Origin of the sequence: Kitasatospora sp. LaBMicrA B282 (assembly GCF_050325825.1) — a bacterium.
GTDB lineage: Bacteria > Actinomycetota > Actinomycetes > Streptomycetales > Streptomycetaceae > Kitasatospora.
The window spans coordinates 1-24796 of the sequence record NZ_JBNQTI010000044.1 but is presented as its reverse complement, the minus strand read 5'-3'; the positions used below and the strand labels follow the sequence as shown (position 1 = coordinate 24796).

23 protein-coding genes and 2 rRNA genes are annotated in these 24796 nt (G+C 71.8%); 8 read left to right on the top strand and 17 right to left on the bottom strand.

The genetic code is table 11. The features are described from left to right. The first annotated feature begins 86 nt into the window (after positions 1-86). The gene (locus tag ACQRUO_RS15090) at positions 87-1517 is read left to right on the top strand and encodes a HAMP domain-containing sensor histidine kinase (RefSeq protein WP_428316402.1); all 1431 of its coding nucleotides are present in this window, start codon (positions 87-89) and stop codon (positions 1515-1517) included. A 135-nt stretch (positions 1518-1652) separates the two neighbouring features. Here the strand turns inward: ACQRUO_RS15090 and ACQRUO_RS15085 are convergent, their stop codons facing one another. The 5 genes from ACQRUO_RS15085 to ACQRUO_RS15065 form a co-directional block, all read right to left on the bottom strand. Next, entirely contained in the window at positions 1653-2963 is a 1311-nt protein-coding gene (locus ACQRUO_RS15085) for an ATP-binding protein (protein WP_428316430.1), read from the bottom strand. Between the two features lie 58 nt (positions 2964-3021). After that, positions 3022-4596, bottom strand: a complete 1575-nt coding sequence (locus ACQRUO_RS15080) for an SCO6880 family protein (protein ID WP_428316401.1) — start codon at positions 4594-4596, stop codon at positions 3022-3024. Positions 4597-4602: 6 nt separating this feature from the next. Next, complete coding sequence (locus ACQRUO_RS15075; RefSeq protein ID WP_428316400.1) at positions 4603-5898, bottom strand: hypothetical protein; 1296 nt, start codon at positions 5896-5898, stop codon at positions 4603-4605. Continuing rightward, complete coding sequence (locus ACQRUO_RS15070) at positions 5888-6694, bottom strand: hypothetical protein (protein WP_428316399.1); 807 nt, start codon at positions 6692-6694, stop codon at positions 5888-5890. Before ACQRUO_RS15070 ends, ACQRUO_RS15075 begins: the two co-directional genes overlap by 11 nt. A 240-nt stretch (positions 6695-6934) precedes the next feature. After that, a complete protein-coding gene (locus tag ACQRUO_RS15065) occupies positions 6935-7249 on the bottom strand; it encodes a hypothetical protein (RefSeq protein ID WP_428316429.1) in 315 nt (104 codons plus the stop codon). Between the two features lie 407 nt (positions 7250-7656). On the opposite strand from ACQRUO_RS15065, the gene ACQRUO_RS15060 reads away from it, so the two are divergent. Together ACQRUO_RS15060 and ACQRUO_RS15055 are read left to right on the top strand one after the other, a co-directional pair. Next, positions 7657-8763 carry an NlpC/P60 family protein gene (locus ACQRUO_RS15060; RefSeq protein WP_428316398.1) on the top strand — a complete coding sequence of 369 codons (1107 nt, stop codon included), beginning with the start codon at positions 7657-7659 and terminating at the stop codon, positions 8761-8763. Positions 8764-8942: 179 nt separating this feature from the next. Next, complete coding sequence (locus tag ACQRUO_RS15055) at positions 8943-9662, top strand: phosphatase PAP2 family protein (protein WP_428316397.1); 720 nt, start codon at positions 8943-8945, stop codon at positions 9660-9662. A gap of 94 nt (positions 9663-9756) precedes the next feature. Here the strand turns inward: ACQRUO_RS15055 and ACQRUO_RS15050 are convergent, their stop codons facing one another. Next, positions 9757-9903 (bottom strand): hypothetical protein, encoded by a 147-nt coding sequence (locus ACQRUO_RS15050; protein ID WP_428316396.1) that lies wholly within the window; start codon positions 9901-9903, stop codon positions 9757-9759. 271 nt (positions 9904-10174) lie between these two features. Between ACQRUO_RS15050 and ACQRUO_RS15045 the strand changes: the two genes are divergently transcribed. Both ACQRUO_RS15045 and ACQRUO_RS15040 read left to right on the top strand, forming a co-directional pair. Next, complete coding sequence (locus ACQRUO_RS15045; protein WP_428316395.1) at positions 10175-11074, top strand: hypothetical protein; 900 nt, start codon at positions 10175-10177, stop codon at positions 11072-11074. 237 nt (positions 11075-11311) lie between these two features. Next, the gene (locus ACQRUO_RS15040; protein WP_428316394.1) at positions 11312-11551 is read left to right on the top strand and encodes a hypothetical protein; all 240 of its coding nucleotides are present in this window, start codon (positions 11312-11314) and stop codon (positions 11549-11551) included. 65 nt (positions 11552-11616) lie between these two features. On the opposite strand, the gene ACQRUO_RS15035 is transcribed toward ACQRUO_RS15040, so the two are convergent. Next, positions 11617-12069: a metal-sensitive transcriptional regulator gene (locus ACQRUO_RS15035; RefSeq protein WP_428316393.1), complete on the bottom strand. Its 453-nt coding sequence runs from the start codon at positions 12067-12069 to the stop codon at positions 11617-11619. A 314-nt stretch (positions 12070-12383) separates the two neighbouring features. On the opposite strand from ACQRUO_RS15035, the gene ACQRUO_RS15030 reads away from it, so the two are divergent. Beyond that, a complete protein-coding gene (locus tag ACQRUO_RS15030; RefSeq protein WP_428316392.1) occupies positions 12384-13004 on the top strand; it encodes a DUF47 domain-containing protein in 621 nt (206 codons plus the stop codon). Between the two features lie 11 nt (positions 13005-13015). Beyond that, positions 13016-14005 (top strand): anion permease, encoded by a 990-nt coding sequence (locus tag ACQRUO_RS15025; RefSeq protein WP_428316428.1) that lies wholly within the window; start codon positions 13016-13018, stop codon positions 14003-14005. A 136-nt stretch (positions 14006-14141) separates the two neighbouring features. Here the strand turns inward: ACQRUO_RS15025 and pstB are convergent, their stop codons facing one another. The 8 genes from pstB to mshD form a co-directional block, all read right to left on the bottom strand. Further along, positions 14142-14918: a phosphate ABC transporter ATP-binding protein PstB gene (gene pstB, locus ACQRUO_RS15020; RefSeq protein ID WP_428316391.1), complete on the bottom strand. Its 777-nt coding sequence runs from the start codon at positions 14916-14918 to the stop codon at positions 14142-14144. 43 nt (positions 14919-14961) lie between these two features. Then, the gene (gene pstA / locus ACQRUO_RS15015) at positions 14962-16044 is read right to left on the bottom strand and encodes a phosphate ABC transporter permease PstA (RefSeq protein WP_428316390.1); all 1083 of its coding nucleotides are present in this window, start codon (positions 16042-16044) and stop codon (positions 14962-14964) included. Then, positions 16041-17081, bottom strand: coding sequence for a phosphate ABC transporter permease subunit PstC (gene pstC, locus ACQRUO_RS15010; protein ID WP_428316389.1), 1041 nt, complete (start codon positions 17079-17081; stop codon positions 16041-16043). The genes pstA and pstC overlap by 4 nt, the downstream gene beginning before the upstream one ends. Before the next feature lie 187 nt (positions 17082-17268). Beyond that, positions 17269-18408: a phosphate ABC transporter substrate-binding protein PstS gene (pstS, locus tag ACQRUO_RS15005; protein WP_428316388.1), complete on the bottom strand. Its 1140-nt coding sequence runs from the start codon at positions 18406-18408 to the stop codon at positions 17269-17271. Positions 18409-18662: 254 nt separating this feature from the next. Beyond that, entirely contained in the window at positions 18663-19340 is a 678-nt protein-coding gene (locus tag ACQRUO_RS15000) for an NUDIX hydrolase (RefSeq protein WP_428316387.1), read from the bottom strand. Next, entirely contained in the window at positions 19325-20407 is a 1083-nt protein-coding gene (locus ACQRUO_RS14995; protein WP_428316386.1) for a CHAD domain-containing protein, read from the bottom strand. The genes ACQRUO_RS15000 and ACQRUO_RS14995 overlap by 16 nt, the downstream gene beginning before the upstream one ends. Positions 20408-20487: 80 nt before the next feature. Further along, positions 20488-22728, bottom strand: coding sequence for an RNA degradosome polyphosphate kinase (locus ACQRUO_RS14990; RefSeq protein WP_428316385.1), 2241 nt, complete (start codon positions 22726-22728; stop codon positions 20488-20490). 252 nt (positions 22729-22980) lie between these two features. Then, a complete protein-coding gene (gene mshD / locus ACQRUO_RS14985; RefSeq protein ID WP_428316384.1) occupies positions 22981-23928 on the bottom strand; it encodes a mycothiol synthase in 948 nt (315 codons plus the stop codon). A gap of 24 nt (positions 23929-23952) precedes the next feature. On the opposite strand from mshD, the gene ACQRUO_RS14980 reads away from it, so the two are divergent. Further along, positions 23953-24426, top strand: coding sequence for an NUDIX hydrolase (locus ACQRUO_RS14980; protein ID WP_428316383.1), 474 nt, complete (start codon positions 23953-23955; stop codon positions 24424-24426). Positions 24427-24476: 50 nt separating this feature from the next. On the opposite strand, the gene rrf is transcribed toward ACQRUO_RS14980, so the two are convergent. Together rrf and ACQRUO_RS14970 are read right to left on the bottom strand one after the other, a co-directional pair. Further along, positions 24477-24593, bottom strand: a 5S ribosomal RNA gene (rrf, locus tag ACQRUO_RS14975). Between the two features lie 82 nt (positions 24594-24675). Then, positions 24676-24796, bottom strand: a 23S ribosomal RNA gene (locus ACQRUO_RS14970); the annotation flags it as partial.

Sequence of the window (24796 nt, the reverse complement as noted above, 5' to 3'; positions counted from 1 at the left end):
TGGCCAGCAAGGTTCGGGGGCGGGGACGAGTGGCGGGGTGGTACCGGGGGAGGTCGCTGCGCAGCAGACTGGCGATCCTGGCGTCGGTGGCGGTGACGATCGGGATCGCGCTCTGCTCGGTGGCGTGCTGGTTCATCGTCCAGGGCAAGCTCTACGACCTGCAACGGGTCCAGCTCGACGACATCCTGCCGCCGCCCACCGTGCAACAGGCACTGACCTGCGCCGGCGACCCCAAGGCCAGCCTGCAGGCCAGCAAGGCCGCCACCGCCGCGATCGAGGCCCGGGACCCCGCCTTCAGCGCCGGCCCGGGGCGCGGCGCGGACAGCGAGTTCCTCTCCGCCGACGGCAGCCAGGTCTGCCTGCTGATCGGCTCCGCCCGGGCCATCGTCGTGGTGCCCGGCGACTACGACGTGCTCGACCAACCGGTCAACCAGGGCCACTTCCGCCAGGGCAGCTACATCGACGGCACCCCCGCGATGATCCGCGTCATCCACTACTACGACCGGCACGCCCACACCAGCTCGGTCATGCTGCTGGCCACCCCGCTCACCGAGGTCGACCGCTCCCTCCAGCAACTCGCCCTCCTCCTCGTCGGCGTGGCCGCGATAGGCATCGCCATCGCCGGCGTCACCGGCCGGATCATCGCCCGCGCTGCTCTCAAGCCCGTCGACGACCTCACCGACGCCGTCGAGCACATCGCCCGCACCGAGGAGGTCGGCACCACCATCCCGGTGCACGGCAACGACGAGATCGCCCGGCTGTCCGGCTCCTTCAACTCCATGAGCACCGCCCTCGCCAAGTCCCGCGACCTGCAGACCCGGCTGATCGCGGACGCCGGGCACGAGCTGCGCACCCCGCTCACCTCGCTGCGCACCACGGTGGACCTGCTGATCCGCAGCGACGAGACCGGCCGGCCGCTGCCGCCGGACACCCGCAGCAAGCTGCTGGGCAACATGAAGGCACAGATGCAGGAGCTGACCCTGCTGATCGGCGACCTGCTGCAGCTGTCCAGGCCGGACTCCCCGCGCCCCGGGCAGAACGTGGCCACGGTCGCCTTCCACGAGATCGCCCAACGGGCCGTGGACCGCGGCAAGCTGCGCGGGCCCGGGCTGGTCTTCAACGTCGAGCTCGACCCCTGGTTCGTCCGGGCGGACGCCGCCACGCTGGAGCGGGCGGTGATGAACCTGCTGGACAACGCGGTCAAGTACAGCCCGCCCGGCGGGGCGATCGACGTGGCGCTGCACCAGGGCCGGCTGACCGTGCGGGACCACGGGCCGGGCATCCCGAGCGAGGAGGTGCAGTACGTCTTCGACCGGTTCTGGCGCTCCCCGTCCTCGCGGCAGCTGCCCGGGTCCGGGCTGGGGCTGTCGATCGTGGCGCAGACCATCCAGGACTCCGGCGGTCAGGTCGCGCTCGGCCCCGCCGAGGACGGCGGCCCCGGCGCCCTCGCGGTGGTCCGGCTGCCCGGCGCCCCCGAGCCGCCGCCCAACGTGCCGCCGGTGCTGCCGCGCGACTGAGCCCCCAGCTCCCGGCTCCCAGCTCCGCGGAGCCGGGGGCTCACACCCCCGGCTCCGCCGCGAGCTGCCGCTCCGCCCGGATCCTCCCCCAGCCTTCGGCCGGGGGGACCCCCAGCTCGCGTCCCGGGCGGAGCGTCAGACTCCCGGCTCCGCCGCGAGCTGCCGCTCCGCCCGGATCCGCTCGGCCACCGCGTCCTCGGTCATCGCGCGGTCGGTGTAGACCAGCGGGCGCTCGGTGTCGGTGACGATGTGCTTGACCACCTGGACGTTGCCGTTGACGTCCCAGACCGCGATGCCGGGCGACAGGGTCGGGATGATCTCCACCGCCCACCGGGGCAGGCCCAGCACCCGCCCGGTGGCCCGGGCCTCGTCGGCCTTCTGCATGTAGATGGTCCGGGTCGAGGCCATCTTGAGGATCGCCGAGGCCTCCTTGGCGGCCGCGCCGTCCACCACGTCCGACAGGTGGTGGACCACCGCGACGAAGGAGAGGCCGAGCCGGCGGCCGAACTTCAGCAGCCGCTGGAAGAGCTGGGCCACGAACGGGCTGTTGATGATGTGCCAGGCCTCCTCGACCAGGAAGATCCGCTTCTTCCGGTCCGGCCTGATCCAGGTGTGCTCCAGCCAGACGCCGACGATCGCCATCAGGATCGGCATCGCGATCGAGTTCCGGTCGATGTGCGAGAGGTCGAAGACGATCAGCGGCGCGTCCAGGTCGATCCCGGTGCTGGTGGGGCCGTCGAACATGCCGCGCAGGTCGCCGTCGACCAGGCGGTCCAGCACCAGCGCCACGTCCAGGCCCCAGGACTGCACCTCCTCCGGGTCGACGCCGAGCGACTCGACCGAGGACAGGTCCGGGCGGCGCAGGGTGTCGATGATGTCGCCCAGGATCGGTTGGCGGTCCGTCACGGTGGCCCGGACGTGGGCGTGCGCGGCCTTCAGCGCGAAGCCGGCCCGCTCGTCCAGGCCACGGCCCATCGCCACCTCGATGATGGTGCGCAGCAGCGAGAGCTGACCGGTGGTGGTGATCGCCGGGTCCAGCGGGTTGAGCTTCACGCCGCCGTCCCGGGCGGCCATCGGGTCCAGCCGGACCGACTTTATGCCCAGCGCGTCGGCGATCAGGTTCCACTCGCCGACCCCGTCCTCGCCCTGCGCGTCCAGCACCACCACCTGCCGGTCGCGGAACCGCAGCTGGCGCAGCACGTAGGTCTTCTCCAGCGCCGACTTGCCGTTGCCCGACTCGCCGAGCACCAGCCAGTGCGGGGCCGGCAGCTGCTGGCCGTAGAGCTGGAACGGGTCGTACACGTACCCCTTGCCGCTGTACACCTCGCGCCCGATGATCACCCCCGAGTCACCCAGGCCCGGCGCGGCGGTCGGCAGGTAGACCGCCTGGGCCTGCCCGCTGGAGGTGCGCACCGGGAGCCGGGTGGTCTCCACCCGGCCGAACATCAGACTGGTGAAGGCCTCGGTGAGGTTGCCAATCGCCAAGGGGGACCTCCAGGGCGGGTCAGCGGCGGATGCCGGTGGCGAACGGGAGGGTGTTGACGAAGGCCCGGTGGTGCTCGCGGTCGCACCACTCGAGCTTCAGGTAGCTCTTGCCGGCCGAGGCCCGGATGGTCCGCTTGTCCCGGGCCAGCGCCTCGGGGCTGCGCGCGGAGACCGTGATGTAGCCGACCAGGTTGACCCCGGCGGCACCGGAGGCCAGGTCGTCGCCGCGCTGGTCGACCCGACCGGTGTGGGCCAGGTCGCGCGGGTCGACGGTGCGGTTCATCTTGGCGGCCCGGCTGGCCTCGGCCTCGTCGTTGGTCTTCTCGGTGAGCATCCGCTCGATCGCCACGTCGGTCGGCTCCAGGTCCATGGTGACGGCCACCGTGCGGATCACGTCCGGGGTGTGCACCAGCAGCGGCGCCAGGAAGTTGACCCCCACCGGAGTGAGCGGCCACTCCTTGACCCAGGCGGTGGCGTGACACCACGGCTCCCGGGTCACCGACTCGCGGGTCTTGGCCTGCAGGTACTGCGGGTGGGTCGCGTCCAGCTCGGCCGGCCAGGCGTTGCGCTTGCTCATCGCCTGGATGTGGTCGATCGGGTGGTCCGGGTCGTACATCGAGTGCAGCAGCGAGGCCAGCCGGGCCTGACCCAGCGGCTGCCGGACCCGGATGTCGGCCTCGGCCAACCGGGCGCAGATGTCCGTCAGCTCCCGGGCCATCACGGCCGCCAGGCCCTCGTCGTCACGGGCCCGCTCACCGGTGGCGGTGCGGCCCATCGCGTGCGCCTCGGCCGCCAGCTCGCGGTTGTAGGGCATGCAGGCCACCAGGTAGGCCCGGTGCTGCTCGGAGGAGGTGGAGACCATCGACTGCAACTGGTCGTAGGACTCCTGCAGCCAGCGCAGCGCCCCGTGGTCACCGCGCCGCTCCACGTCCTTGGCGTGCGCGTCCGGATCGGCCGGCAGGGTGCGGGCCAGGATCTGCAACCGGGTGACGAAGCCGTCCCCGTTGGCCACGTGCTTGAGCAACGTGCCGAACCGCTCGACCAGCGCCTCCTGGTCCTCCGAGTCGCGCAGGCCCACGCCCGGGCCCTCGATCTCGATCGCCGCGGTGACGGTGCGCCGCTCCAGGTGCATCAGCACCCCGACCTCGTCCGGCCCGAACGGCGCGCTCAACCAGCGCAGTCGGCCCACCCCGGGCGGCGGGCCGACCTCGATCTCCCGCCCGTCCAACCGGGTGCCGGCGTCCATCGCGGTGGACTGCCAGACCGCGCGGCCGCTGCGCACGGTGCGCCGGTAGGTCCGGTTGATCTCCACCCACTTGTAGAAGGTGCGGCGCCGGTAGGGCACGTAGACCGCGGCGATGGCCAGCACCGGGAAGCCGACCAGACCCGCGATCCGCAGCGCCAGGATCGGCATCAGCAGCCCCCAGAGCATGCCCAGGAAGGCCCCGAAGATGATCAGCAGGATCTCCCCGGACTCCCGGTTGCGCCCGATCGGCGCGTTCGGCCGGGCCTTGCCGATCAGGTAGGTGCGGCGCTGGTGGACGTACGGCTGGGCGTACTGCGCCCCGTACTGGCCGAGCGGTTCGCTGCTCAAGGTGCGTCACCCTCCCTTCGCTGGGTTCTGTGCTGGGGCCTGAGCGGGTGTCTGCTGGGGCGGCGCGGCGGGGGTGCGCGAGGCGTGCGCGGCGATCCCGGGCGCGACCGAACCGCCGCCGGAGGCGCTGCCGGACCCGCCCGACTCGCCGCCGGAGCGCGAACCGTGGGTCGAGATGCCCTGCTTCACCATGTTGGCCGGGCCGTTGATCATCGCCGAACCGGCCTGCACCGCGCTCGCCCGGGCCTGCCGCAGGTGCAGCATCTCGTCGCCGAAGCCGGGCACGAAGCGGTAGATGGCGGTGCTCGCGAAGATGGAGAGGAAGAGGATCGCCAGCCCCGACAGCACCCGGGCGAAGTCGTCCGAGGCGCCGGCCCCGCTGGCCACCGCGCTGGCCAGGCCCAGGATGATCACGATCACCGGCTTGGCCAGGTCGATCGCGGTCATCAGTCCCGCCCAGCGCCGCACGTGCTTCCACAACTGCTTGTCCACCAGGCCCGCGTAGACCGCGGTGCCGAGCAGCGCGCCGACGTAGAGCATCGCCGCCCGGATCAGCAGCTCGATCCAGAGCACCGCGGCGGCCAGCACCGCCACCAGCGAGACCAGCACCAGGATCAGCGGGCCACCGCCGATCGACCCGTGCTCCAGGGTGTCGGCCAGGCCGCCCAGGTAGGTCCCGGTGTCCGACTTGGTGCCGGAGGCGATCGCCGCGGTCAGCCCGTCGGTCGCCCCGGTCACCGTGTACAGGATCAACGGGGTGAAGGCGGAGGCCACCACGGTCAGCCAGAGGAAGCCGATCGCCTCCGAGAACGCCTGGGTCAGCGGCACCCCGCGCACCGCGCGCTTGGTCACCGCGAGCAGCCAGAGCACCAGGGTCACCACGGTCGCGCCGGCGAAGACCACCGCGTACTGCTGGAGGAAGCTGGCGTTGGTGAAGTCGACCTGGGTGGTGCCGTCGATCTGCCCGGACAGGCTGCGCACCACCCAGGCGGCGGCCTGCGCGCACGCCTTGGCGAGCGAGCCGAGCGGGTCGGTGACGGTGCCGACGGTGGAGGAGCCGGGGAGGGTGCCGGTGCCGTTGCCCTGCGCGCAGTAGACATCGCTGCCCGGCAGCGGCAGTACGTTGCACCCCCCTGTCGGCGAGGGCGACGGACTCGCACCCCCCGACGGCCCCGCCGACGGCGACGGCGCCGCGAACGCGCGCTGTGCCGCCAGCAGCGCCCCCAGCTGCACCAACGCGAACACGCTCCCGAGCCGCCCGGCGCGGCGCAGCCGGCCGGGGTGGTTGCCGTCAGCGGGCATAGCGGAAGCCTCCGAACTGCTGGACGGCGCCGGTGATCTCGTCGGCGCCTGCGGCCTGTTGGTCGGCCGGGATGGGTGCCGGGCCGTTCTGGCGGGTGAAGTCGGTGAGCTTCCAGTCCCCGCCGGTCCAGTGCAGGTTGAGGGTGAGGGTGTACCAGTTCTCGGTCACCGGCTTGGTCGAGGAGGTCCCGGCCAGGCCGCCGAGCCCCACGCACCAGACCTCGGCCTTGGTGGTGTCGGCGCTGTACCCGTCGGTGTGGGTGCCGATCGGCACGGCCCGGCTGACGAAGCTGAGCCCGGCGGGCGGCTGGCCCTGGGCGTTGAGCCCGTAGGCGGCCAGCACGTCGGGGGTCATCGCCTGGTCCAGCCGGGTGCGCAGCGCGTCGGCCACCGCCGGGTCGGCGATGGTGGCGAGCACGGTGCGCCGGCCGTCGGCCCGGAACATGTCGGTGCCGCCCAGCGCGACCGCGTAGTTGGCGGCCGCCGACTGGGCGCCCTGCTCGGTGTCGGGGTAGCCGGTGGCGATCCCGTTGCTGGTGGTGGAGACCGGCTGGGTGCCGGTGGGCGCGGTGGCGCTGCTGCTGCCGGGCGGGGGCGGCGCGGCGCCGTGGCTGCTGCCGGGGGTGGGCTTGTTCCGGTTGGCGATCGAGATGGCGATCACCAGCAGGGCGACGACCACCAGGACCGTCAGCAGCTTGAGCAGTGGCCTGGGCTGACGGCCCGCCGGGTACGGGGAGGGCTGTTCGCCGACCGGCAACCGCGTGCGCGTGTGCGGCTGGTCGTCGGACAACGGCACGGCGGCCCTCCTGGGACGGGGAGCCGGCGGTGGGCTCCAGCATGGTGTTCCGGGGCGCCCGGCAGCGGTCGACCCGGCCGGCCGCAGGCCGGTGGCACGGGCCGACCGTCCGATTCTGACCGATTCTGACGGGCCGTGGGTGCCCCACGGGACGACGGGAGTCAGCCGGGCTGATCGACCCGACGGCCGGGGCGCCGCCGGATGCCGGTATGACTACCTGACGGGATGACTGTCTGATCGTCAGATGGACATGCCGTAAACAATGGTGAACAGAGTGCCCAGCGATCCGATGATGAACACGCCGGTCAGCCCCGCGACGATCAGCCCCTTGCCCTGCTCGGCACTGAAGGTGTCCCGCATCGCGGTGGCGCCGATCCGCTGCTTCGCCGCCCCCCAGACCGCGATCGCCAGGCAGGCCAGGATGGCGACCGCCATCACGACCTCCACCATGATCCGGGCCTCCGAACCGAGCGTGGAGAATGGACCCCAATCCGGGGCGATTCCACCGATAATGGTGTCGATGTTGCCCTTGGGGGACGGACTCGGGTCCGCCAACAAGCCGCTCGCGTATCCGTTCACGGCGTGGCCCACACTGCTCACTGCATCACTCACGTGCATTCCTGTCTCACCGCCCGATCAGGCAATTCAAGGCCCCGCACCTCGGGACTGCGAAGGGCTGAGGCCTATTCTTGGCCAGATCTGATGTCGACTTGGCTACTTCCTGAGGATTGGTCGCGCGGCATGGGACACATACGCCAGGATGTCCACTGTACGAAGGATAGCGCTCACTCTTTGTATCTCCGATGATTGCGCTGAGCAACGCCTTGCAGCAGACTGGTGGGGGTGTCGGCCGATCGACCTGGCGCGTGCGGGGGGCATATGCGTACCGGTGTCGCGCCGGAGGCTCTGCCCCGGGTTCCACTGGGACACCCGCACTCTGACACTGCATCGGGATGGTGCTGATGGTACTCCGGAATGGCGCCCGAGCGGCGATCGCGGGGGGAGCCGTCGGCTTCGGATTCCTGCTGCTGATCGGTCTCGGCACCTACGCCGCCAGCGGCGTCCAGGCCCCCGCCGGCGCCCCCACCCTCGCCGTGGGCACCGTGCCCGCCGCCTACCAGTCCGCCGTCCAGCAGTGGGGCAACCGCTGCCCGCAGCTCTCCCCGCCGCTGCTCGCCGCCCAGCTCTACCAGGAGAGCGGTTTCGACCCGTCAGCCCGCAGCGGTGCCGGGGCCCTCGGGCTGGCCCAGTTCCTGCCCGGCACCTGGGCCGAGTACGCGGTGGACGCCGACGGCGACGGACAGAAGAACATCTGGGACCCGATCGACGCGATCGCCACCGCCGCCACCTACGACTGCGCGCTCGCCCACGACACCGCCGACATCCCGGGCGACGCCACGGCCAACATGCTCGCCGCCTACAACGCCGGCGAGGACGCCGTCCGCAAGTACGGCGGCGTCCCGCCCTACTCCGAGACCCAGGGCTACGTCCGCTCGATCAAGGCCTTGGAGGTCAGCTTCAGCGGCCCGGCCAGCAGCGGCACGGTGACGGTCTCCGCCCAGGCCTCCGGCGCCATCTACTTCGCCCAGACCAAGCTCGGCACCCCCTACCAGTGGGGCGGCGAGGGACTGGCCTCGCAGAACTACGAGTTCGACTGCTCCGGCCTGACCCAGGCCGCCTTCGCCTCGGTCGGCATCACCCTGCCCCGGGTCGCCAACGACCAGTGGTACGCCGGCCCGCACCCCTCCCGCGACCAACTGCGGCCCGGCGACCTGGTCTTCTTCGCCACCGACCTGAGCGACCCGCGCAGCATCCACCACGTGGGCATCTACGTCGGCGGCGGGTACATGATCGACGCCCCGCACACCGGGGCCGTGGTGCGCTACGACTCGATCGACCAGAAGGACTACATCGGCGCCACCCGGGTCACCCAGGACGGCGCCGCCGCCCTGCCGGTGCGCGACAACAACGGCAACGGCAACATCACCGGCGGCTCCGACCCCTCCACGGTGGCCGCCCCGCCGGCCGCCGCTCCACCGGCCGCCGCCCCGCCGCCGAAGCAGGGCTGACGCCGCGACAGACCCGACGCCCCGCCGGGCGGGAGGCGCAACCACCGCCACGTCAAGTTTGTGTAACACCCGTTCGGTGCGGAACGCTCGTCGCCGACCTGCTCGTTATCCAGGGGGAAACCCGGTCACCCGAGCACCCACCAGCACCAGGCCGCCCGGCAGAGCACAGGAGGTACGGCGTGTCGACGCTGCTTGCCGACACCACCAACCCCGACCTCGAACTGCTCTACACCGTCAACGGTTGGGCCAAGGCCGCCCCGGGCTGGCTCGACGCGCTGGTCTCCTGGACGGGTGAGTACGGCATCCTGCTCGGCCTGTTCGCGCTCTGCGCGGCCGCCTGGCTGCGGGCCCGCCGCCGGCCGGACGCGCCGGTGGCCGTGGCCGGGGTGCTCTGGGTGCCGCTCGCGGTGGCGCTGGCCGAGCTGGCCAACCTGCCGATCGCCGCGATCGTCGACCGGCCGCGGCCCTTCCTCGACCACCCGGGGCTGGACGTGCTGGTGGCCGGCAAGGCCGGTACCCACTCCTTCGTCAGCGACCACGCGACCATGTCGATGGCGGTCGCGGTGGCGCTCTTCCTGGTCGACCGGCAACTGGGCGCGATCGCCGGCACGCTGGCCGCGCTGCAGGGGTTCTGCCGGGTCTTCATGGGGGTGCACTACCCGACCGACGTGCTCGGCGGCTACGCGCTGGCCACCGCCGTGGCACTGCTGCTGGCCCCGCTCGCGATGGCCCTGCTGGTGCCGCTCTGCCACGCCGTCACCCGCACCGCGGCCGCACCGTTGGTCACCGCGGGCCCCGCCGGCGCCGGGCGCGGCGGCCGCCGTCGGCGCGGCCCCGGTGGCAGCCGGCACCCGCGCACCGAGCCGACCCGCGCCGCCGACACCGACCTCGCGGCCTGACACGGCCGAAGCGACCAGAAGCGACCCGAAGCGACCCGAAGCGATCAGCGGCGGCCCGGTCCGGCCCCGCCCCCCCGGCCCCGCCCCCGGCCCGCTAGGCCGACTCCGGCGCCGCCAGGTGCTCGGCCGCGTCCCGCCGCGCCCGGTCCCGGGAGCGCCGCCCCGGCGCGTACCAACCGCAGCCGCAGGCCGCATAGGCGAAGGAACCGCGCTCGGTCACCGCCACCGGGTGCCCCGCCACGGGATCCTCGTGTCCATCGTGAGGGTCGGCCTCGGCCGACGGCTCCGCATACACGTCGTCAACGGTAACGCGCCGGGCCGGGACCGCGGGCGGACCGTCCGCTCCGCTCCCGCGGACCCGCACCGCCCGGCCACCGCCCCGGCGCGCGCCGCCCGCCGTGCGCCGCCCGCGCCGTAACCCGTTCGCGCACCGGTCGTTCTCGCCAGTACCGGCCCCGCCCAGCCAGGGGCGGCGGCCCAGCGGTCGTCCGGCCCGAGGGGGTCGGATCACCATGGGGGTTGAGATCACCATGACCATGTCGCGCTCCGCCCGCTTCCTCGGCCCGGCGGCGGCCACCGCCCTGCTCGCCGTCGCCCTGACGGGCTGCGGCGGCGCCTCGGGCAGCTCCTCCGACGCCGGCGGCGGAGCGACGGCCGGCCAGAGCCCGGCGCCGGACAAGCTCGCCGACGACCCGCTGACCGCGGTCCGCGACGCCGCCGACGTCACCGGGCGGACCGGCTCGGTCACCGCGGCCACCCAGCTGACCACCGAGTCGGCGGCCAAGAAGGCGGACTTCACCGGCAGCGGCGGCTACGACTACGGCAAGCGGATCGGCCGGCTGGAGGTCCAGGTCCCGCCGGGCGCGGCGACCACCGGGAACCTGGTCGAGGTGTTCGAGCCCGGGACCGTCTTCCTGCAGAACAGCGGCGCCAAGGTGCCCGCGGGCAAGTGGGTCAAGCTGGACGTGCGCCAGCTCGCCGACGGCAACCTGATCAGCAACGGCGCCACCGACCCGGCCACCGCCGCCGCGGCGCTGCGCGGGGTGCAGCAGGCCTCGGTGGTCGGCGACGAGACCCAGGACGGCGTGCCGCTCAAGCACTACAAGGGCACCCTCGACCTGGCCAAGGCGGCCGACGCCACCGGCGGTCCGGCGGCGAACGGGCTGCGGATGGCGGCCGCCACCTTCACCGTGAAGGAGGTCCCGTTCGAGGCCTGGCTGGACGCCCAGGGCCGGCTGAACAAGGTGACCGAGGTCTTCACCTTCGCCGGGGTGGCCGGCTCGAAGGACCCCAAGGACCAGGTGAAGGTCACCTCCACCGTGTCGCTGACCGACTTCGGCAAGCCGGTGCAGGTCGCCGAGCCGGCCCCGGCGGACGTGGTCGAGATGACCGAGTCCGGCTCACCGAAGTAGCCGGCCCCGCCGGTCGGCCGTCCCACGCCTGCGACGCCTGCGACGCGTCCGACGACCGACCGGCCACCGCCCGTCCGCGGGCCCGCCCTCCCGTGCCTGTCATGTACCGAATCATCAGTCACCCGTTTCGGCGCCAGAGATGACCCGTCCGTGCCATGGGGGCGGGGCCCGGCACTCTCTAGGCTGAGAACGGGTGACTGCCGCGCCGGCATACGGGTGGTGAAGGGGTGGTGCAGGGTGTCGTCCTCGGCGGAACGGGCGGATCGAACGGATCGCGCGGAGCGAGCGGATCGGACCGGGTCCCACGACAGCGCCGCCCTCGACGAGATCGAGCTGGCCGGCGAGCTGATGATCGCCGCCTCGGCCAGCAGCGCCGAGCGGTTGCCCACCGCGCGGATCGACGAGGTGCTGCTCCAGCAGCCGACCGAGCAGCCGGGCCCCGCGGCACCGGCCGAAGACGCGGGACAGGACGGCTGAGCCCCGGGCCGGCGGCCCGCTCGGCTCCGTGCCGCTCGGCGCCGCGCCGTTCAGCTCAGTGCCGCTCAGCTCCGCAGCAGCCGGGTGATCGCCGCCATCGCCTCGGCCACCTTCTCGTCCATCGCGGTGCCGCCCTCGGCCACCGCGGCCGCCACACAGTGCTTGATGTGCTCCTCCAGCAGCGCCAGGGCGAAGGACTGCAGCGCCTTGGTGGTGGCCGAGACCTGGGTGAGGATGTCGATGCAGTAGACGTCCTCCTCGAGCATCCGCTGCAACCCGCGGGCCTGACCCTCGATCCGGCGCAGCCGCTTGAGGTGGTCGGCCTTGTGCGAGCTGTAGCCGTGCGGACCGCCCGCGCCGTGGCCGCCGCCCTCGCCGTGACTACCGCCCTCCCCGTGGGCGGCACCTGCACCGCCCGCCGCGCCGTCCGCGACCGCACCACCCGCCGCACCGCCCGCCGCGCCGGGCTGCCGCTCGGTCCGGGCGCCGCTCGAAGTGCCGCTGCTGGTGGTGGTCATCGGCCTGCCCCGTCCTCGTCCTCGCCCGGCCGAGCACGACCGGTGCCTCCCAGTGTCCCGCACCCCGGCCCGGCCCGGGGTTACCCCGTCCGGGCGCTGATCGGGGGCAGCGGCCGTCGGGCGGGCCCGATCGGCGGAGGGTTCCGTCAGACTGACCACACACCCGCACGCCGACTGACGGGGGCCGAACAGCTCGCGGTCAGCCAGTGGCCGGAAGAGGAGTATCCGGTTCCCCGCCGCACACCCCGTTTGCACAACCCTGACGTAGAGCACCTAGCATCGTTCAGTCAACTCCCCGCTCATCGGAGATTTCCGTGCGTTTTAGCCTGACCCCGAAGGAGACGAGCTTCTACGACATGTTCGCCGCCGCCGCGGAGAACCTGGTCGTCGGATCGAAGCTCCTACTGGAACTGCTGGGCTCGGACGTGTCCTCCCGCGCGGAGATCGTCGAGCGCATGCGCGCCGCCGAGCACGCCGGCGACGACACCACCCATGCGATCTTCCACCAGCTGAACTCCTCCTTCATCACGCCCTTCGACCGCGAGGACATCTACAGCCTGGCCTCCTCGCTGGACGACATCATGGACTTCATGGAGGAGGCCGTCGACCTGGTCGTCCTCTACGACATCCAGACCCTGCCGAAGGGCGTCGAGCAGCAGATCGAGGTGCTCGCCCGGGCCGCCGAGCTGACCGCCGAGGCGATGCCCAACCTGCGCAGCATGGCGCACCTCAACGAGTACTGGATCGAGGTCAACCGGCTGGAGAACCAGGCCGACCAGATCCACCGCAAGCTGCTGGCCCACCTCTTCAGCGGCCAGTACGAGGCGATCGAGGTGCTCAAGCTCAAGCAGGTGGTGGACGTGCTGGAGGAGGCCGCCGACGCCTTCGAGCACGTGGCCAACACGGTGGAGACCATCGCCGTCAAGGAGTCCTGACCAGCGTGGACATGGCAGCACTCATCTGCGTCATCGGCGTCGCCTTCTTCTTCACCTACACCAACGGCTTCCACGACTCGGCGAACGCCATCGCCACCTCGGTCTCCACCCGGGCCCTGACCCCCAGGGCCGCACTCGCGATGGCCGCGGTGATGAACCTGGCCGGCGCCTTCCTCGGCAGCGGGGTGGCGGAGACCGTCTCCAAGGGCCTGATCGAGACCCCGCACGGCGCCAAGGGGATGACCATCCTCTTCGGCGGCCTGGTCGGGGCGATCGTCTGGAACCTGATCACCTGGTACTTCGGCCTGCCGTCCTCCTCCTCGCACGCGCTCTTCGGCGGACTGGTCGGTGCGGCCATGGCCGGCGGCACCACGGTGATCTGGCACGGCGTGATCGAGAAGATCGTCATCCCGATGGTGGTCTCGCCGATCGTCGGCCTGATCGCCGGCTACCTGGTGATGCTGGCCATCCTGTGGATCTTCCGGCGCGCCAACCCGCACCGGGCCAAGCGCAACTTCCGGGTCGCCCAGACCGCCTCGGCCGCGGCCATGGCGCTGGCCCACGGCCTGCAGGACGCGCAGAAGACGATGGGCGTGGTGGTGATGGCGCTGACCATCTCCGGCCACCAGAGCGGCAACGGGATCCCGATCTGGGTCAAGGTCTCCTGCGCCGCGTTCCTGTCGCTGGGCACCTACGCGGGCGGCTGGCGGATCATGCGGACCCTCGGTCGCAAGATCATCGAGCTGGACCCGCCGCAGGGCTTCGCCGCCGAGTCGACCTCGGCCGTGATCATGTACATCACCTCGTACGTCTTCAAGGCCCCGATCTCCACCACCCACGTGATCACCTCGGCGATCATGGGCGTGGGCGCCACCAAGCGGGTCCGCGCGGTCCGCTGGGGCGTGGCCAAGAACATCGTGCTCGGCTGGTTCATCACCATGCCGGCCGCGGCCCTGGTGGCCGCCGCCGTCTACGCGGTCACCTACGCCGCGGTGGGCTGAACCACCCGGTCGTCCCGAGCCGTGCGAGCAGACGGAAGGGCCCGCCCCCGCGTCCCGGGGGCGGGCCCTTTCTATGCTCCGCGGCGGCACCGCCATGCAGCGCCACGGAGCAGCTCGGTGGCCGCGGTGCGGCCGATCAGCCGAAGCGGCCGGAGATGTAGTCCTCGGTCGCCTGCACCGACGGGTTGGAGAAGATCCGCTGGGTGTCGTCCAGCTCGATCAGCTTGCCCGGCTGGCCGACGCCGGCCAGGTTGAAGAAGGCGGTGCGGTCCGAGACGCGGGCCGCCTGCTGCATGTTGTGGGTCACGATGACGATCGTGAACCGCTCCTTGAGCTCGCCGATCAGGTCCTCGATCGCCAGCGTGGAGATCGGGTCCAGGGCCGAGCAGGGCTCGTCCATCAGCAGGACCTGCGGCTCGACCGCGATCGCCCGGGCGATGCACAGGCGCTGCTGCTGACCGCCGGAGAGGCCGGCGCCCGGCTTGTTCAGCCGGTCCTTGACCTCGTTCCACAGGTTGGCGCCCTTCAGCGAGGTCTCCACCACGCCGTCCAGCACCGACTTCTTCTTCACCCCGGCGAGCTTGAGCCCGGCGACCACGTTCTCGTAGATCGACATGGTCGGGAACGGGTTGGGCCGCTGGAAGACCATCCCGACGGTGCGCCGCACCGCCACCGGGTCCACGCCGGCCCCGTACAGGTTCTCGTCGTCCAGCAGGACCTTGCCCTCGACCCGGGCGCCGGGGATCACCTCGTGCATCCGGTTGAGGGTGCGCAGGAAGGTGGACTTGCCGCAGCCGGAGGGGCCGATGAAGGCCGTCACCGAGCGGGGCTCGATGGTCATCGAGATGTCCTCGATGGCCTTGGTGCCACCGTAGTAGGCCGACAGTCCGCTGACGTCGATGCGCTTAGCCATGATCTTTCGTCTTCTCTCGTCTGTTCGTACGTCAGTCGGTCGGTCAGTGCCCGGCCTTGGGCGAACGCCAGCGGGCGATGCCGCGGGCGATCAGGTTGAGCCCCATCACCAGCGCGATCAGCACCAGTGCGGCACCCCAGGCACGGGCGTAGCCGTACTGGTTGTTGACCTGGGAGTACTGCTGCCAGATGAAGACCGGCAGCGACTCCTGCGGCCCGACGAACGGGTTCGCGTTGATCGAGTCCCAGACGCCCACCAGCATCATCACCGGCGCGGTCTCACCCGCGATGCGGGCCACCGCCAGCATCACACCGGTGGCGATGCCGCCGATCGCGGTCGGGATGACGATCCGCAGGATGGTCTTCCACTTGGGCACGCCCAGCGCGTACGAGGCCTCGCGCAGCTCGTTCGGGACGAGCTTGAGCATCTCCTCGGTGGACCGGACGACCACCGGCATCATCAGGATCGCCAGTGCGAGGGCACCCGAGAAGCCGGAGTACTGGAAGCCGAGACCGATGTTCCAGACGGAGAGGACGAACAGACCGGCGACAATCGACGGGATGCCCGTCATGACGTCGACGAAGAAGGTGACCACCTTGGCCAGCGTGCCCCGGCCGTACTCGACCAGGTAGACCGCGGTGAGCAGACCGATCGGCGCGGCCATCGCGGTGGCCAGTCCGATCTGCTGCAGCGTGCCGAGCAGCGCGTGGTAGACGCCGCCGCCGGGGCCGGAGGAGGCCACCACGCCGCGCATCGAGTGGGACAGGAAGTCCGCGTTCACCACGCCGGCGCCCTGCTGGATGGTGTAGACCATCAGCGAGACCAGCGGGATGACCGCGAGGATGAAGGCGACCCAGATCAGCGAGGTGGCGATCCGGTCCTTGGCCTGCCGCACGCCCTCGACCCGGGCCGACAGGCCGAAGGTGATGGCGACGAAGAGCAGGGCGGAGATCAGTCCCCACTGCAGGTGGCTGATCAGGCCGGCGGCGGCACCGATGCCGCAGCCGAGGCCGATCGACAGGGCCGCCACCCCGGCCGGTGCCCAGCGGGGCAGCCGGGCCGCGGTCAGCGACTGCTTGAGCTGCGGGACCGGCGTGCGGTCCGCGACGGAAGGCGCGGTGGTCATGCGTTGGCCCCCGAGTACTCCTTGCGACGGGCGATGATCAGCCGCGCCGCACCGTTCACCAGCAGTGTGATCGCGAACAGCACCAGGCCGGCCGCCATCAGGGCGTCCTTGCCGAGCGAGCCCGCCTCACCGAACTTCAGGGCGATGTTCTGCGCGAAGGTGCCGCCGCCCGCGTCCAGGATGTGCAGCGAGAGCTCGCTGCTGGAGGAGAGCACGGTGGCCACCGCGATGGTCTCGCCGAGCGCGCGGCCCAGGCCCAGCATCGAGGCCGAGATGATGCCCGGGCGGCCGAACGGCAGCACCGCGGTGCGGATCATCTCCCAGCGGGTGGCGCCGAGCGCCAGCGCCGCCTCCTCGTGCATCCGCGGGACCTGGCGGAACACCTCGCGGCTGACCGCGGTGATGATCGGCAGGATCATGATCGCCAGGATGATGCCGACGGTGAACAGGCTGCGGGCCGGCGCACCGGGGTGGGTGGTCTTGAAGATGTAGGTCCACCCGAGGTACTCGTTCAGCCAGCTCATCAGGCCGTTCAGGTGCGGCACCAGGAAGAGCGCGCCCCACAGGCCGTAGACGATGCTGGGCACGGCGGCCAGCAGGTCCACCAGGTAGGCGAACGGCTGGGCGATCCGGCGCGGCGCGTAGTGCGAGATGAACAGCGCGATGCCGATCGCGACCGGGACCGCGATGACCATCGCGATGGCCGCGCTGACCACCGTGCCGAAGGCCAGCACGGCGATGCCGAAGCTCGGCTTGAGGATGTTGTCCGGGTCCCACCCGAAGGTGGTCAGGAAGTTGGTGTGGTCCTTGCTGATCGCGATGCCACTGCGGTAGATCAGGAAGCCCGCGATCGCGGCCATGATGGCCAGCAGCAGGATCCCGGAACCGGCCGAGAGGCCGAAGAAGAGGCTGTCGCCGAACCGGCTGTTGCCCTTGAGCGAGCTCTGCTTGGGCGTGCCGGCGGACGCGGGCGGACGGCCCTGGTTGGACGCGGGAGGCCCGGACTGCTCGGAGTCGGGCGGTGGGGAGGAGGTCATGAGGTTCTTACTCCGGTCTGGCGGTGCGACCCGGCGGGCGGGCGGCACCATGGCGGCGGTGCCCCGGACGAACGGTGCGAAACGGCTGGAAAAGCGATTGGGAACCGGCGCGGAAATGCCGGTGCGGCCGATCGGCGACCCCGTCCCCCCGACGCGGGATCGCCGACCGGTCATGCGGACCCGGAGGTCAGCTCAGGCTGGTGATGGCGGCCTGGACCTTGCTGGCGACCGGGGCCGGCAGCGGGACGTAGCCCTTGTCGGCGATGGCCTGCTGGCCGCCGTTGCTGGCGATGTAGGTGAAGAAGGACTTCAGGCTGTCCAGGGTGGCCGGGGCGTTGCCCTTGTCACAGGCGATCTCGTAGGTCACCAGGACGATCGGGTAGGCGTTCTCGGCCTTGGTGCCGTAGTCCAGCTGCAGCGCCAGGTCGTTGCCGGTGCCGATCACGGTGGAGTTGGCCAGCGTGGTGGCGGCGTTGGCGGCGGTGGCGTCGACCGGCTTGCTGGCACCGGTGGAGATCGAGGCGGTCTTCAGGCCGTTGTTCTGCGCGTAGGACAGCTCGACGTAGCCGATCGAGTCCGGCACCTGCTTGATCTGGGCCGCGACACCGGCGCTGCCGGTGGCCGACTGGCCGCCCTTGCCCGCCCAGGTCTTGCTGGCCGGGTAGGACCAGGCGCCGCCCGAGGTCTTGGCGAAGTACGAGGTCAGGTTGAAGCTGGTGCCCGAGTCGTCCGACCGGTGGAAGGTCTGGATGTTGTCGCCCGGCAGGGTGACGCCCGGGTTCAGCGCGGCGATCGCCGGGTCGTTCCACTTGGTGATCTGACCGTCGAAGATCTTCGCGGCGGTCGGGCCGTCGAGGACCAGGTTGTTCACACCGGGGACGTTGAAGACCAGGGTGACCAGACCGGCCACCATCGGCAGGTCGATGGCCTGGCCGCCGTTCTGGCAGACCGCCTTGGAGGCGTCCACGTCGGTCGACTTCAGGGCGAAGTCGGAGCCGGCGAAGGCCACCTTGCCCTGGTTGAACTGGGCGACACCGGCACCGGAGCCGACACCGTTGTAGGCGACCTGCGAGCCCGAGCAGGCCTCGCCGTAGGCGGCCTTCCAGACGTCGATCGCGTTGCCCTGGGCGGTCGAACCGGCACCCTGCAGCGGAGCCTGCTTGGTGGCGCAGGTGATCGCCGCGGCGGAGGCGCCGCCGGAGGCGCTGCCGGAGGCGGCGGGCTTGCTGTTGTTGTCGGAGCCGCAGGCCGCGAGCGACAGCGTGCTGACGAGCGCCACGGCACCGATCGCGAGGGCCTTGGAGCGGCCGTTCCGCTGGAGCTTCACAGGGTGTCCCTTTCTTTGGCACAGACCGTGCGCGATCGCCCAGGCGGGACGGATGCTGCGGGCCTTTGCTGTTGGTCCGGGGCCTCTACGGCCCTCCGGTAGGACCGAAGCTAAGTGGGCCAGGTGACGCATCAGCCGGTCGCAAGTGAACGGGGAGTGAACCTCGGAGGGATGCCAGGAAACACGGGTCGGTAGTCACGGTTGCATCACGGTAAGGAATCGGCCAAGCCACGTCACCGGACGGCCACCAGCCGTCACTCCGGCAAACGCCCGAGGACCGCCAGCAACGCGTCGACCAACTCCCGGTCCCGGGCGTGCGTCAGCCTGGCCTTGGCCTTCTCCGGCTTCAACCACTTCATCCGGTCCACCTCGCGGTTCGGCCGGAACTCGCCCCCGATCGGCACCGCCGCCCAGTACCGCACCTCCTTGGGCCGCCCCTGCGCCAGGTAGTGCTGCACCGGCAGCGGCGCCTGCAGCCGGCAGACCAGCCCGGTCTCCTCCTCCACCTCGCGCAGTGCCGCCTGCCACGGCGTCTCGCCGGCGTGCAGCTTCCCCTTGGGCAGGCTCCAGTCGTCGTACTTCGGCCGGTGGATCACCGCGATCCGCGGCTTGCGCTCACCCGTGCCGTCCCGCCGCGGCCCGCCCGGCAGCCACACCACCGCCCCGGCCGCCAGCACCGTCCCCACCCGCCCCGCTCCCCCGGCCCGCCGCCCCGCCACCGGATGCGGCGGCCGCCGGGCCGCGGCGTCCACCGCCGACCCGGTCCACAACCCCTGCCGCTTCGCCTCCCGCAGCTGCCGCCGGGCCAGCGCGGGCCCCGTGCCAGTAGCCGCCGAGCCCGCAGTCGCCGATCCCGCAGCCGCCCCCGGCGCCGCCGCGGCGGCCGACATCCGGGGGTCCTGCTCGTGCCCAGCGCTCAGGCGCTCGCCCATTCCTGCCATCCGAGGTGCGGAAGCTTCGGCCACTGCAGGCCGAAGGCGTACCGCGCCGCCTCGACCTCCAGTCGTTGATCAGCATGCACCACCCCCAGCACGTACGCCGTGGCCGGGGTGATCCGCGGCGTGCGCGCCGCCGTCGCCACCGTCACCGCCGCGTCCGCCGCCTCCTGGTGCCGGTCCAGCACCTGGTCCAGCACGTCCAGCTCCAGCCCCGGCCGCCCGCACACCTCCAGCGCGTAGCGGGCCCGCTTCACCAGGATCCGCACCCGGGACCACGGCGCGTCGTCCGCCGCCAGCGCCCCGTCCGCGTCCCCCGCGCTCCGCCCCTGCGCGGGCACCCCGGCACTCACGGCCGGCGCCGCGCCCAGCCGGTGCAACGCATCCCCCTGGTACGCGGTGGCCGCCCGCTGCAACGGCAGCGCCGCCACCGCCTGCTCCAGCGCCGCGAACGCCCCCGCCGCCTGGGCCGGCAGCACCTCGCCCGCCCGGGCCTGCGCCACCGGCAGCAGCGGCGCCTCCCCGACCAGCAACGTCATCCGGTCGGCCAGCGCGTGCAGCCGCGCCGAGCGCAGCTCCTGCAGCACCGTGCTGTGCACCCGGGTCCGGGCCAGCGTGAGTTGCCGCTCCAGCAGCGCCCGCGCCTTGGGCGCGCCCTGGTGCCCGGCGAGCATGCCGGGAGCCGTGCCCTGACCGGTGGAGCTCAACGTGTCCAGCGCCGCCAGCAACCGGGCCGACCGGCGCACGAAGGCCGGCTCCTGGGCGAGCAGGCCGAGCAGCCAGCGCAGCTCGGTCCGCGACTCCTCGGCCCACACCGGCTCGCAGAGCGTGCCGAAGGTGTGCAGCGCACCGCCGATCCGCCGCACGGCACGCAACAGCTCACCGGTCCCGGCGGCGCCGCCCGGCGAGTTCACCGAGGGCAGCGCACCGGGCCGGGCCCCGGCCTCCCCCACGGCCTGCGGCAGGGCACGCAGGAAGAGGCCGGCCTGTTCGGTCAGGCACCGCGAGAGAACCTCCCCGGCGGTCGCGGTGGACGCCGAGGCCGTCATGGGCGCGTCAGTCATGTCGTGGGTCTCCCCGTTCCCCCAGGGCAGGCGACGGATGTTCAGCAGCGGTCGGAAGCGGTCGGAAGCGGGTCGGAAGGTCAGAGCAGGCTGGCGACGCTCCGGCGACGCTGGCGCGAGTCGATGAGCAGCTCCTGGATGTCCCGCAGCCGCTGCCCGTCACCGTCCTGGCTGTGTCTGGTCCACGCCCCGTCCGGGCCCAGGTGCCAGGAGGCGGTGCCCTCGGCCATGCCGAGGTCGAGCAGCCCGGACAGCTCCGCCCGGTGCGCCGGATCCGCCACCCGGAGCAGCGCCTCGATCCGCCGATCCAGATTACGGTGCATCATATCGGCGCTGCCGAACCAGACTTCGGGATCACCGCCGTTGCCGAAGACGAAGATCCGGGAGTGTTCCAGGAAGCGCCCGAGGATGCTGCGCACCCGGATGTTCTCACTCAGTCCGACCACGCCGGGTCGGATCGCACAGATGCCGCGCACCAGGACGTCGACCGGCACCCCGGCCTGCGAGGCCCGGTAGAGCGCGTCGATCACGGCCTCGTCGACGATCGAGTTCATCTTGAGCTTCACGTAGGCCGGCAGGCCGGCCCGCGCGTTGGCGACCTCGTTCTGGATCCGGGCCAGCAGCCCGTCGCGCAGCCCGCGCGGCGCGGTCAGCAGCCGGCGGTAGGACTCCCGGCGCGAGTAGCCGGAGAGCCGGTTGAACAGGTCCGACAGGTCGGCGCCGACCTGCGGATCGGCGGTCAGCAGCCCCAGGTCCTCGTAGACCCGGGCCGTCTTCGGGTGGTAGTTGCCGGTGCCGACGTGGGCGTACCGCCGCAGCAGCTCGCCCTCCTGACGCACCACCAGCGACAGCTTGCAGTGCGTCTTCAGGCCGACCAGCCCGTACACCACGTGGCAGCCCGCCTCCTCCAGCTTGCGGGCCCACTTGATGTTGGCCTGCTCGTCGAAGCGCGCCTTGATCTCCACCAGCACCAGCACCTGCTTGCCGGACTCGGCCGCGTCGATCAGCGCGTCGACGATCGGCGAGTCGCCCGAGGTGCGGTACAGCGTCTGCTTGATCGCCAGCACGTGCGGGTCCGCCGCGGCCTGCTCCAGGAAGGCCTGCACCGAGGTGGAGAAGCTGTCGTACGGGTGGTGCAGCAGCACGTCGCGCTCGCGCATCGCGGCGAAGATGTCCGGCTGCGAGGCCGACTCCACGTCGGTCAGCCCGCGCGCGGTGCCGGCCACGAACTTGGAGTACTTCAGCTCCGGCCGGTCCAGCTCGGCGATCCCGAACAGCCCGGTCAGGTCCAGCGGCCCGGGCAGCGGGAACACCTCGGCCTGACTGATGTTCAGCTCGCGCACCAGCAGGTCGAGGATGTAGGGGTCGATCGACTCCTCCACCTCCAGCCGCACCGGCGGCCCGAACCGGCGCCGCATGAGCTCCTTCTCCAGCGCCTTGAGGATGTTCTCGGTGTCGTCCTCCTCCACCTCGAGGTCCTCGTTGCGGGTCACCCGGAAGGTGTGGTGGGCCAGCACCTCCATGCCCGGGAAGAGCTCCTCCAGGTGGGCGCCCATCACGTCCTCCAGCGGCACGTACCGCTGCGGCGAGGCCTCCAGGAAGCGGGAGAGCGACTGCGGAACCTTCACCCGGGCGAAGTGCTTGTGCCCGGAGACCGGGTTGCGCACCACCACCGCGAGGTTCAGGCTCAGGCCCGATATGTACGGGAAGGGGTGCGCCGGGTCGACCGCCAGCGGGGTCAGCACCGGGAAGATCTGCTGCCGGAAGAGGGTGTGCAGCCGGCCCTGCTCCTTGTCGGTCAGCTCCGCCCAGCGCACCACCTCGATGCCCTCGGTCGCCAGGTCCGGCAGCACGTCCTGCTGGAAGGTGGCGGCATGACGGGCCATCAGCTCGCGGGACCTGGTCCAGATCTGGTCCAGCACCTCGCGCGGCTGCAGGCCGGCGGCGCTGCGCTGGGCCACTCCGGTGGCGATCCGGCGCTTCAGGCCGGCCACCCGGACCATGAAGAACTCGTCCAGGTTGCTGGCGAAGATGGCCAGGAACTTGGCCCGCTCCAGCAGCGGGATCTGCGGGTCCTCGGCGAGCTCCAGCACCCGCTCGTTGAACGCCAGCCAGCTGCGCTCCCGGTCCAGGAACCGGCCCTGCGGCAGCTCGTCCAGTTCGACGACGCGGTCGGCGTCGGGGAACTGGTCCAGGGCCACCCCGAGCGCCTGGGTCAGGCGGGAGGGGGTCGGCACACCGGGCGACTCGGGCATGGCGGGGGCTCCTGACGGGTCGGAGGCTTCGGGCTCTTCGGCCGCGACCGGGTGGGGGACGGTCATGGGTTCCAACTCCTCCAAGGGGCGTCCGGGGCACCCACCCGCAGGCCCCCGGTCGCACCCGCATCCGGGTGCGACCGAGCGGGCCGACCACCCGCGGCGGTCGTTAGCCGACCGGCCCCGGCGGTGTGGCCCAAGCTGCGGGAGCGAGACACTACGGACGTCATCCTGTGATCTTCGCGGCGGCAATTGAATCCACGGTAAACACCGCATGGCCAGGAGGAAAGCTGAGGTGGTCGGCCCTACTGCCCGCCGTCACCGCCGCCGGTCCTCCGCGACCCGATACATCAGGTCTACCTCGTGCACGGTGAACCCGGCCCGTTCGTAGACCCGGACGGCCGCCGTGTTGTCGGCGTCGACGTAGAGCAGCACGGTGGGCAGCGCACGGTCCTCCGCCAGGTGCCGCAGACCCACCGCGGTGAGCGCCCGGCCCAGGCCGTTGCCCTGCTCGGCCGGGTCCACCCCGACCACGTAGACCTCGCCCAACGCCGGCTCGGCCGCGCTGGCCGGGTGCACCTTGGTCCAGTGGAACCCGACCAGCCGCTCGCCGCGCACCGCCAGGAAGAAGCCGGCCGGGTCGAACCACGGCTCGGCAATCCGCTCGGCCAGGTCCCGGGCGGTCCACGAGCCCTGCTCCGGGTGGTGGGCGAAGGCCAGCGCGTTCAACCGCAGCCAGGCCTCGTCGTCCACGCCGGGGCGGAAGGTGCGCACGGTCACGCCCGCCGGCAGCGGCACCGCCTCGGGCGCCGGCCCGGTGCGGCGCATCTGCCGCAGCTCGCGGACCAGCTCCGCGCCGTGGGCCGCGGCCAGTCGGCCGGCCGCCGGGTGACCGCCGTGCGCCCAGAAGTCGACCGCACGCTCCGGGCCGGCCCCGTCGAGCACCGCCGCCACCAACGCCCGGCCCAGCCCGCGCCCGCGCTGCTCGGGGTGGACGGCCAGCTCCGCGGTGGCGGGGCCGGGGGCGGCCGGGAGTTCCAGCTGCGCGTAACCGCCGGGGGCGCCGGGAGCCCGGTCCGCCGGCGCGCTCTGCACGAAGTGGACGACGCCCGGGCGCGACTCCCCCGCCCGCAGCCGGAGCCGGCCCGCCTCGGAGACGGCCTCCCGCCCGTCCTCCGCGGCAGCGGCCCGCAACACGGTCTGCACCGCGGCGAGCTGCTCGGGGTCCAGGGCCTCGGTGTCGATGATGTTCTTGGCGATCTCCATGCCTGGGACCCTACGCTGCCCCTCATGTCATCAGATGCGATCAAGAAAGTCCGTCCGGCCGCTTACGCCGTCTGCGTCGAGGACGACCGGATCCTGCTCGCGCGCTGGATCTCCCCCACCGGCGAACGGCTCTGGACCATGCCCGGTGGCGGCCTCGACCACGGCGAGGACCCGTACGACGCGGCCATCCGCGAGCTCGCCGAGGAGACCGGCTACCAGGTGGAACTGGAACGGCTGCTCGGCGTCGACTCGTACCACGTGCACTACCCGCCGGACCCGCAGCACGCGTTCCCCCGGGACTTCCACGGCCTGCGGATCATCTACCAGGGGCGGGTCACCGGCGGGGAGCTGCGGAACGAGACGGACGGGTCGACCGACCTGGCTGCCTGGATCCCGCTCGCCGAGGTCGAGCAACTGGACCGGATCCCGCTGGTGGACATCGCCGTCGCGCTCTACCGGGAACGGCCCGCCCTGGGGCGCATTCCGCGCGACTCGTAAACGCGAAGAAGCCCCCGACCGGAAAGGTCGGGGGCTTCTTCAGAAGAATTGTTCGGCGGCGTCCTACTCTCCCACAGGGTCCCCCCTGCAGTACCATCGGCGCTGTGAGGCTTAGCTTCCGGGTTCGGAATGTAACCGGGCGTTTCCCTCACGCTATGACCACCGAAACACTATGAAACTGTCAACCGCACCCACCCGTTACGGGATGGTGGTCGTTGTTTCAGAACAACACAGTGGACGCGAGCAACTGAGGACAAGCCCTCGGCCTATTAGTACCGGTCAGCTCCACCCATTACTGGGCTTCCACATCCGGCCTATCAACCCAGTCGTCTACTGGGAGCCTTACCCTCTCAAGGAGGTGGGAGTGCTC

Excerpts from the sequence above, each read along its gene's own strand:
- ACQRUO_RS15025 (WP_428316428.1), top strand. The coding sequence starts at position 13,016 with ATGGCAGCACTCATCTGCGTCATCGGCGTCGCCTTCTTCTTCACCTAC.
- pstA (WP_428316390.1), bottom strand. The coding sequence starts at position 16,044 with ATGACCACCGCGCCTTCCGTCGCGGACCGCACGCCGGTCCCGCAGCTC.
- ACQRUO_RS14990 (WP_428316385.1), bottom strand. The coding sequence starts at position 22,728 with ATGACCGTCCCCCACCCGGTCGCGGCCGAAGAGCCCGAAGCCTCCGAC.
- pstC (WP_428316389.1), bottom strand. The coding sequence starts at position 17,081 with ATGACCTCCTCCCCACCGCCCGACTCCGAGCAGTCCGGGCCTCCCGCG.
- pstB (WP_428316391.1), bottom strand. The coding sequence starts at position 14,918 with ATGGCTAAGCGCATCGACGTCAGCGGACTGTCGGCCTACTACGGTGGC.
- ACQRUO_RS15000 (WP_428316387.1), bottom strand. The coding sequence starts at position 19,340 with ATGGGCGAGCGCCTGAGCGCTGGGCACGAGCAGGACCCCCGGATGTCG.
- ACQRUO_RS15035 (WP_428316393.1), bottom strand. The coding sequence starts at position 12,069 with ATGACCACCACCAGCAGCGGCACTTCGAGCGGCGCCCGGACCGAGCGG.
- ACQRUO_RS15060 (WP_428316398.1), top strand. The coding sequence starts at position 7,657 with ATGGTACTCCGGAATGGCGCCCGAGCGGCGATCGCGGGGGGAGCCGTC.
- ACQRUO_RS15045 (WP_428316395.1), top strand. The coding sequence starts at position 10,175 with ATGGGGGTTGAGATCACCATGACCATGTCGCGCTCCGCCCGCTTCCTC.
- ACQRUO_RS15075 (WP_428316400.1), bottom strand. The coding sequence starts at position 5,898 with ATGCCCGCTGACGGCAACCACCCCGGCCGGCTGCGCCGCGCCGGGCGG.
- mshD (WP_428316384.1), bottom strand. The coding sequence starts at position 23,928 with ATGGAGATCGCCAAGAACATCATCGACACCGAGGCCCTGGACCCCGAG.
- ACQRUO_RS14995 (WP_428316386.1), bottom strand. The coding sequence starts at position 20,407 with ATGACTGACGCGCCCATGACGGCCTCGGCGTCCACCGCGACCGCCGGG.
- ACQRUO_RS15085 (WP_428316430.1), bottom strand. The coding sequence starts at position 2,963 with ATGTTCGGCCGGGTGGAGACCACCCGGCTCCCGGTGCGCACCTCCAGC.
- ACQRUO_RS14980 (WP_428316383.1), top strand. The coding sequence starts at position 23,953 with ATGTCATCAGATGCGATCAAGAAAGTCCGTCCGGCCGCTTACGCCGTC.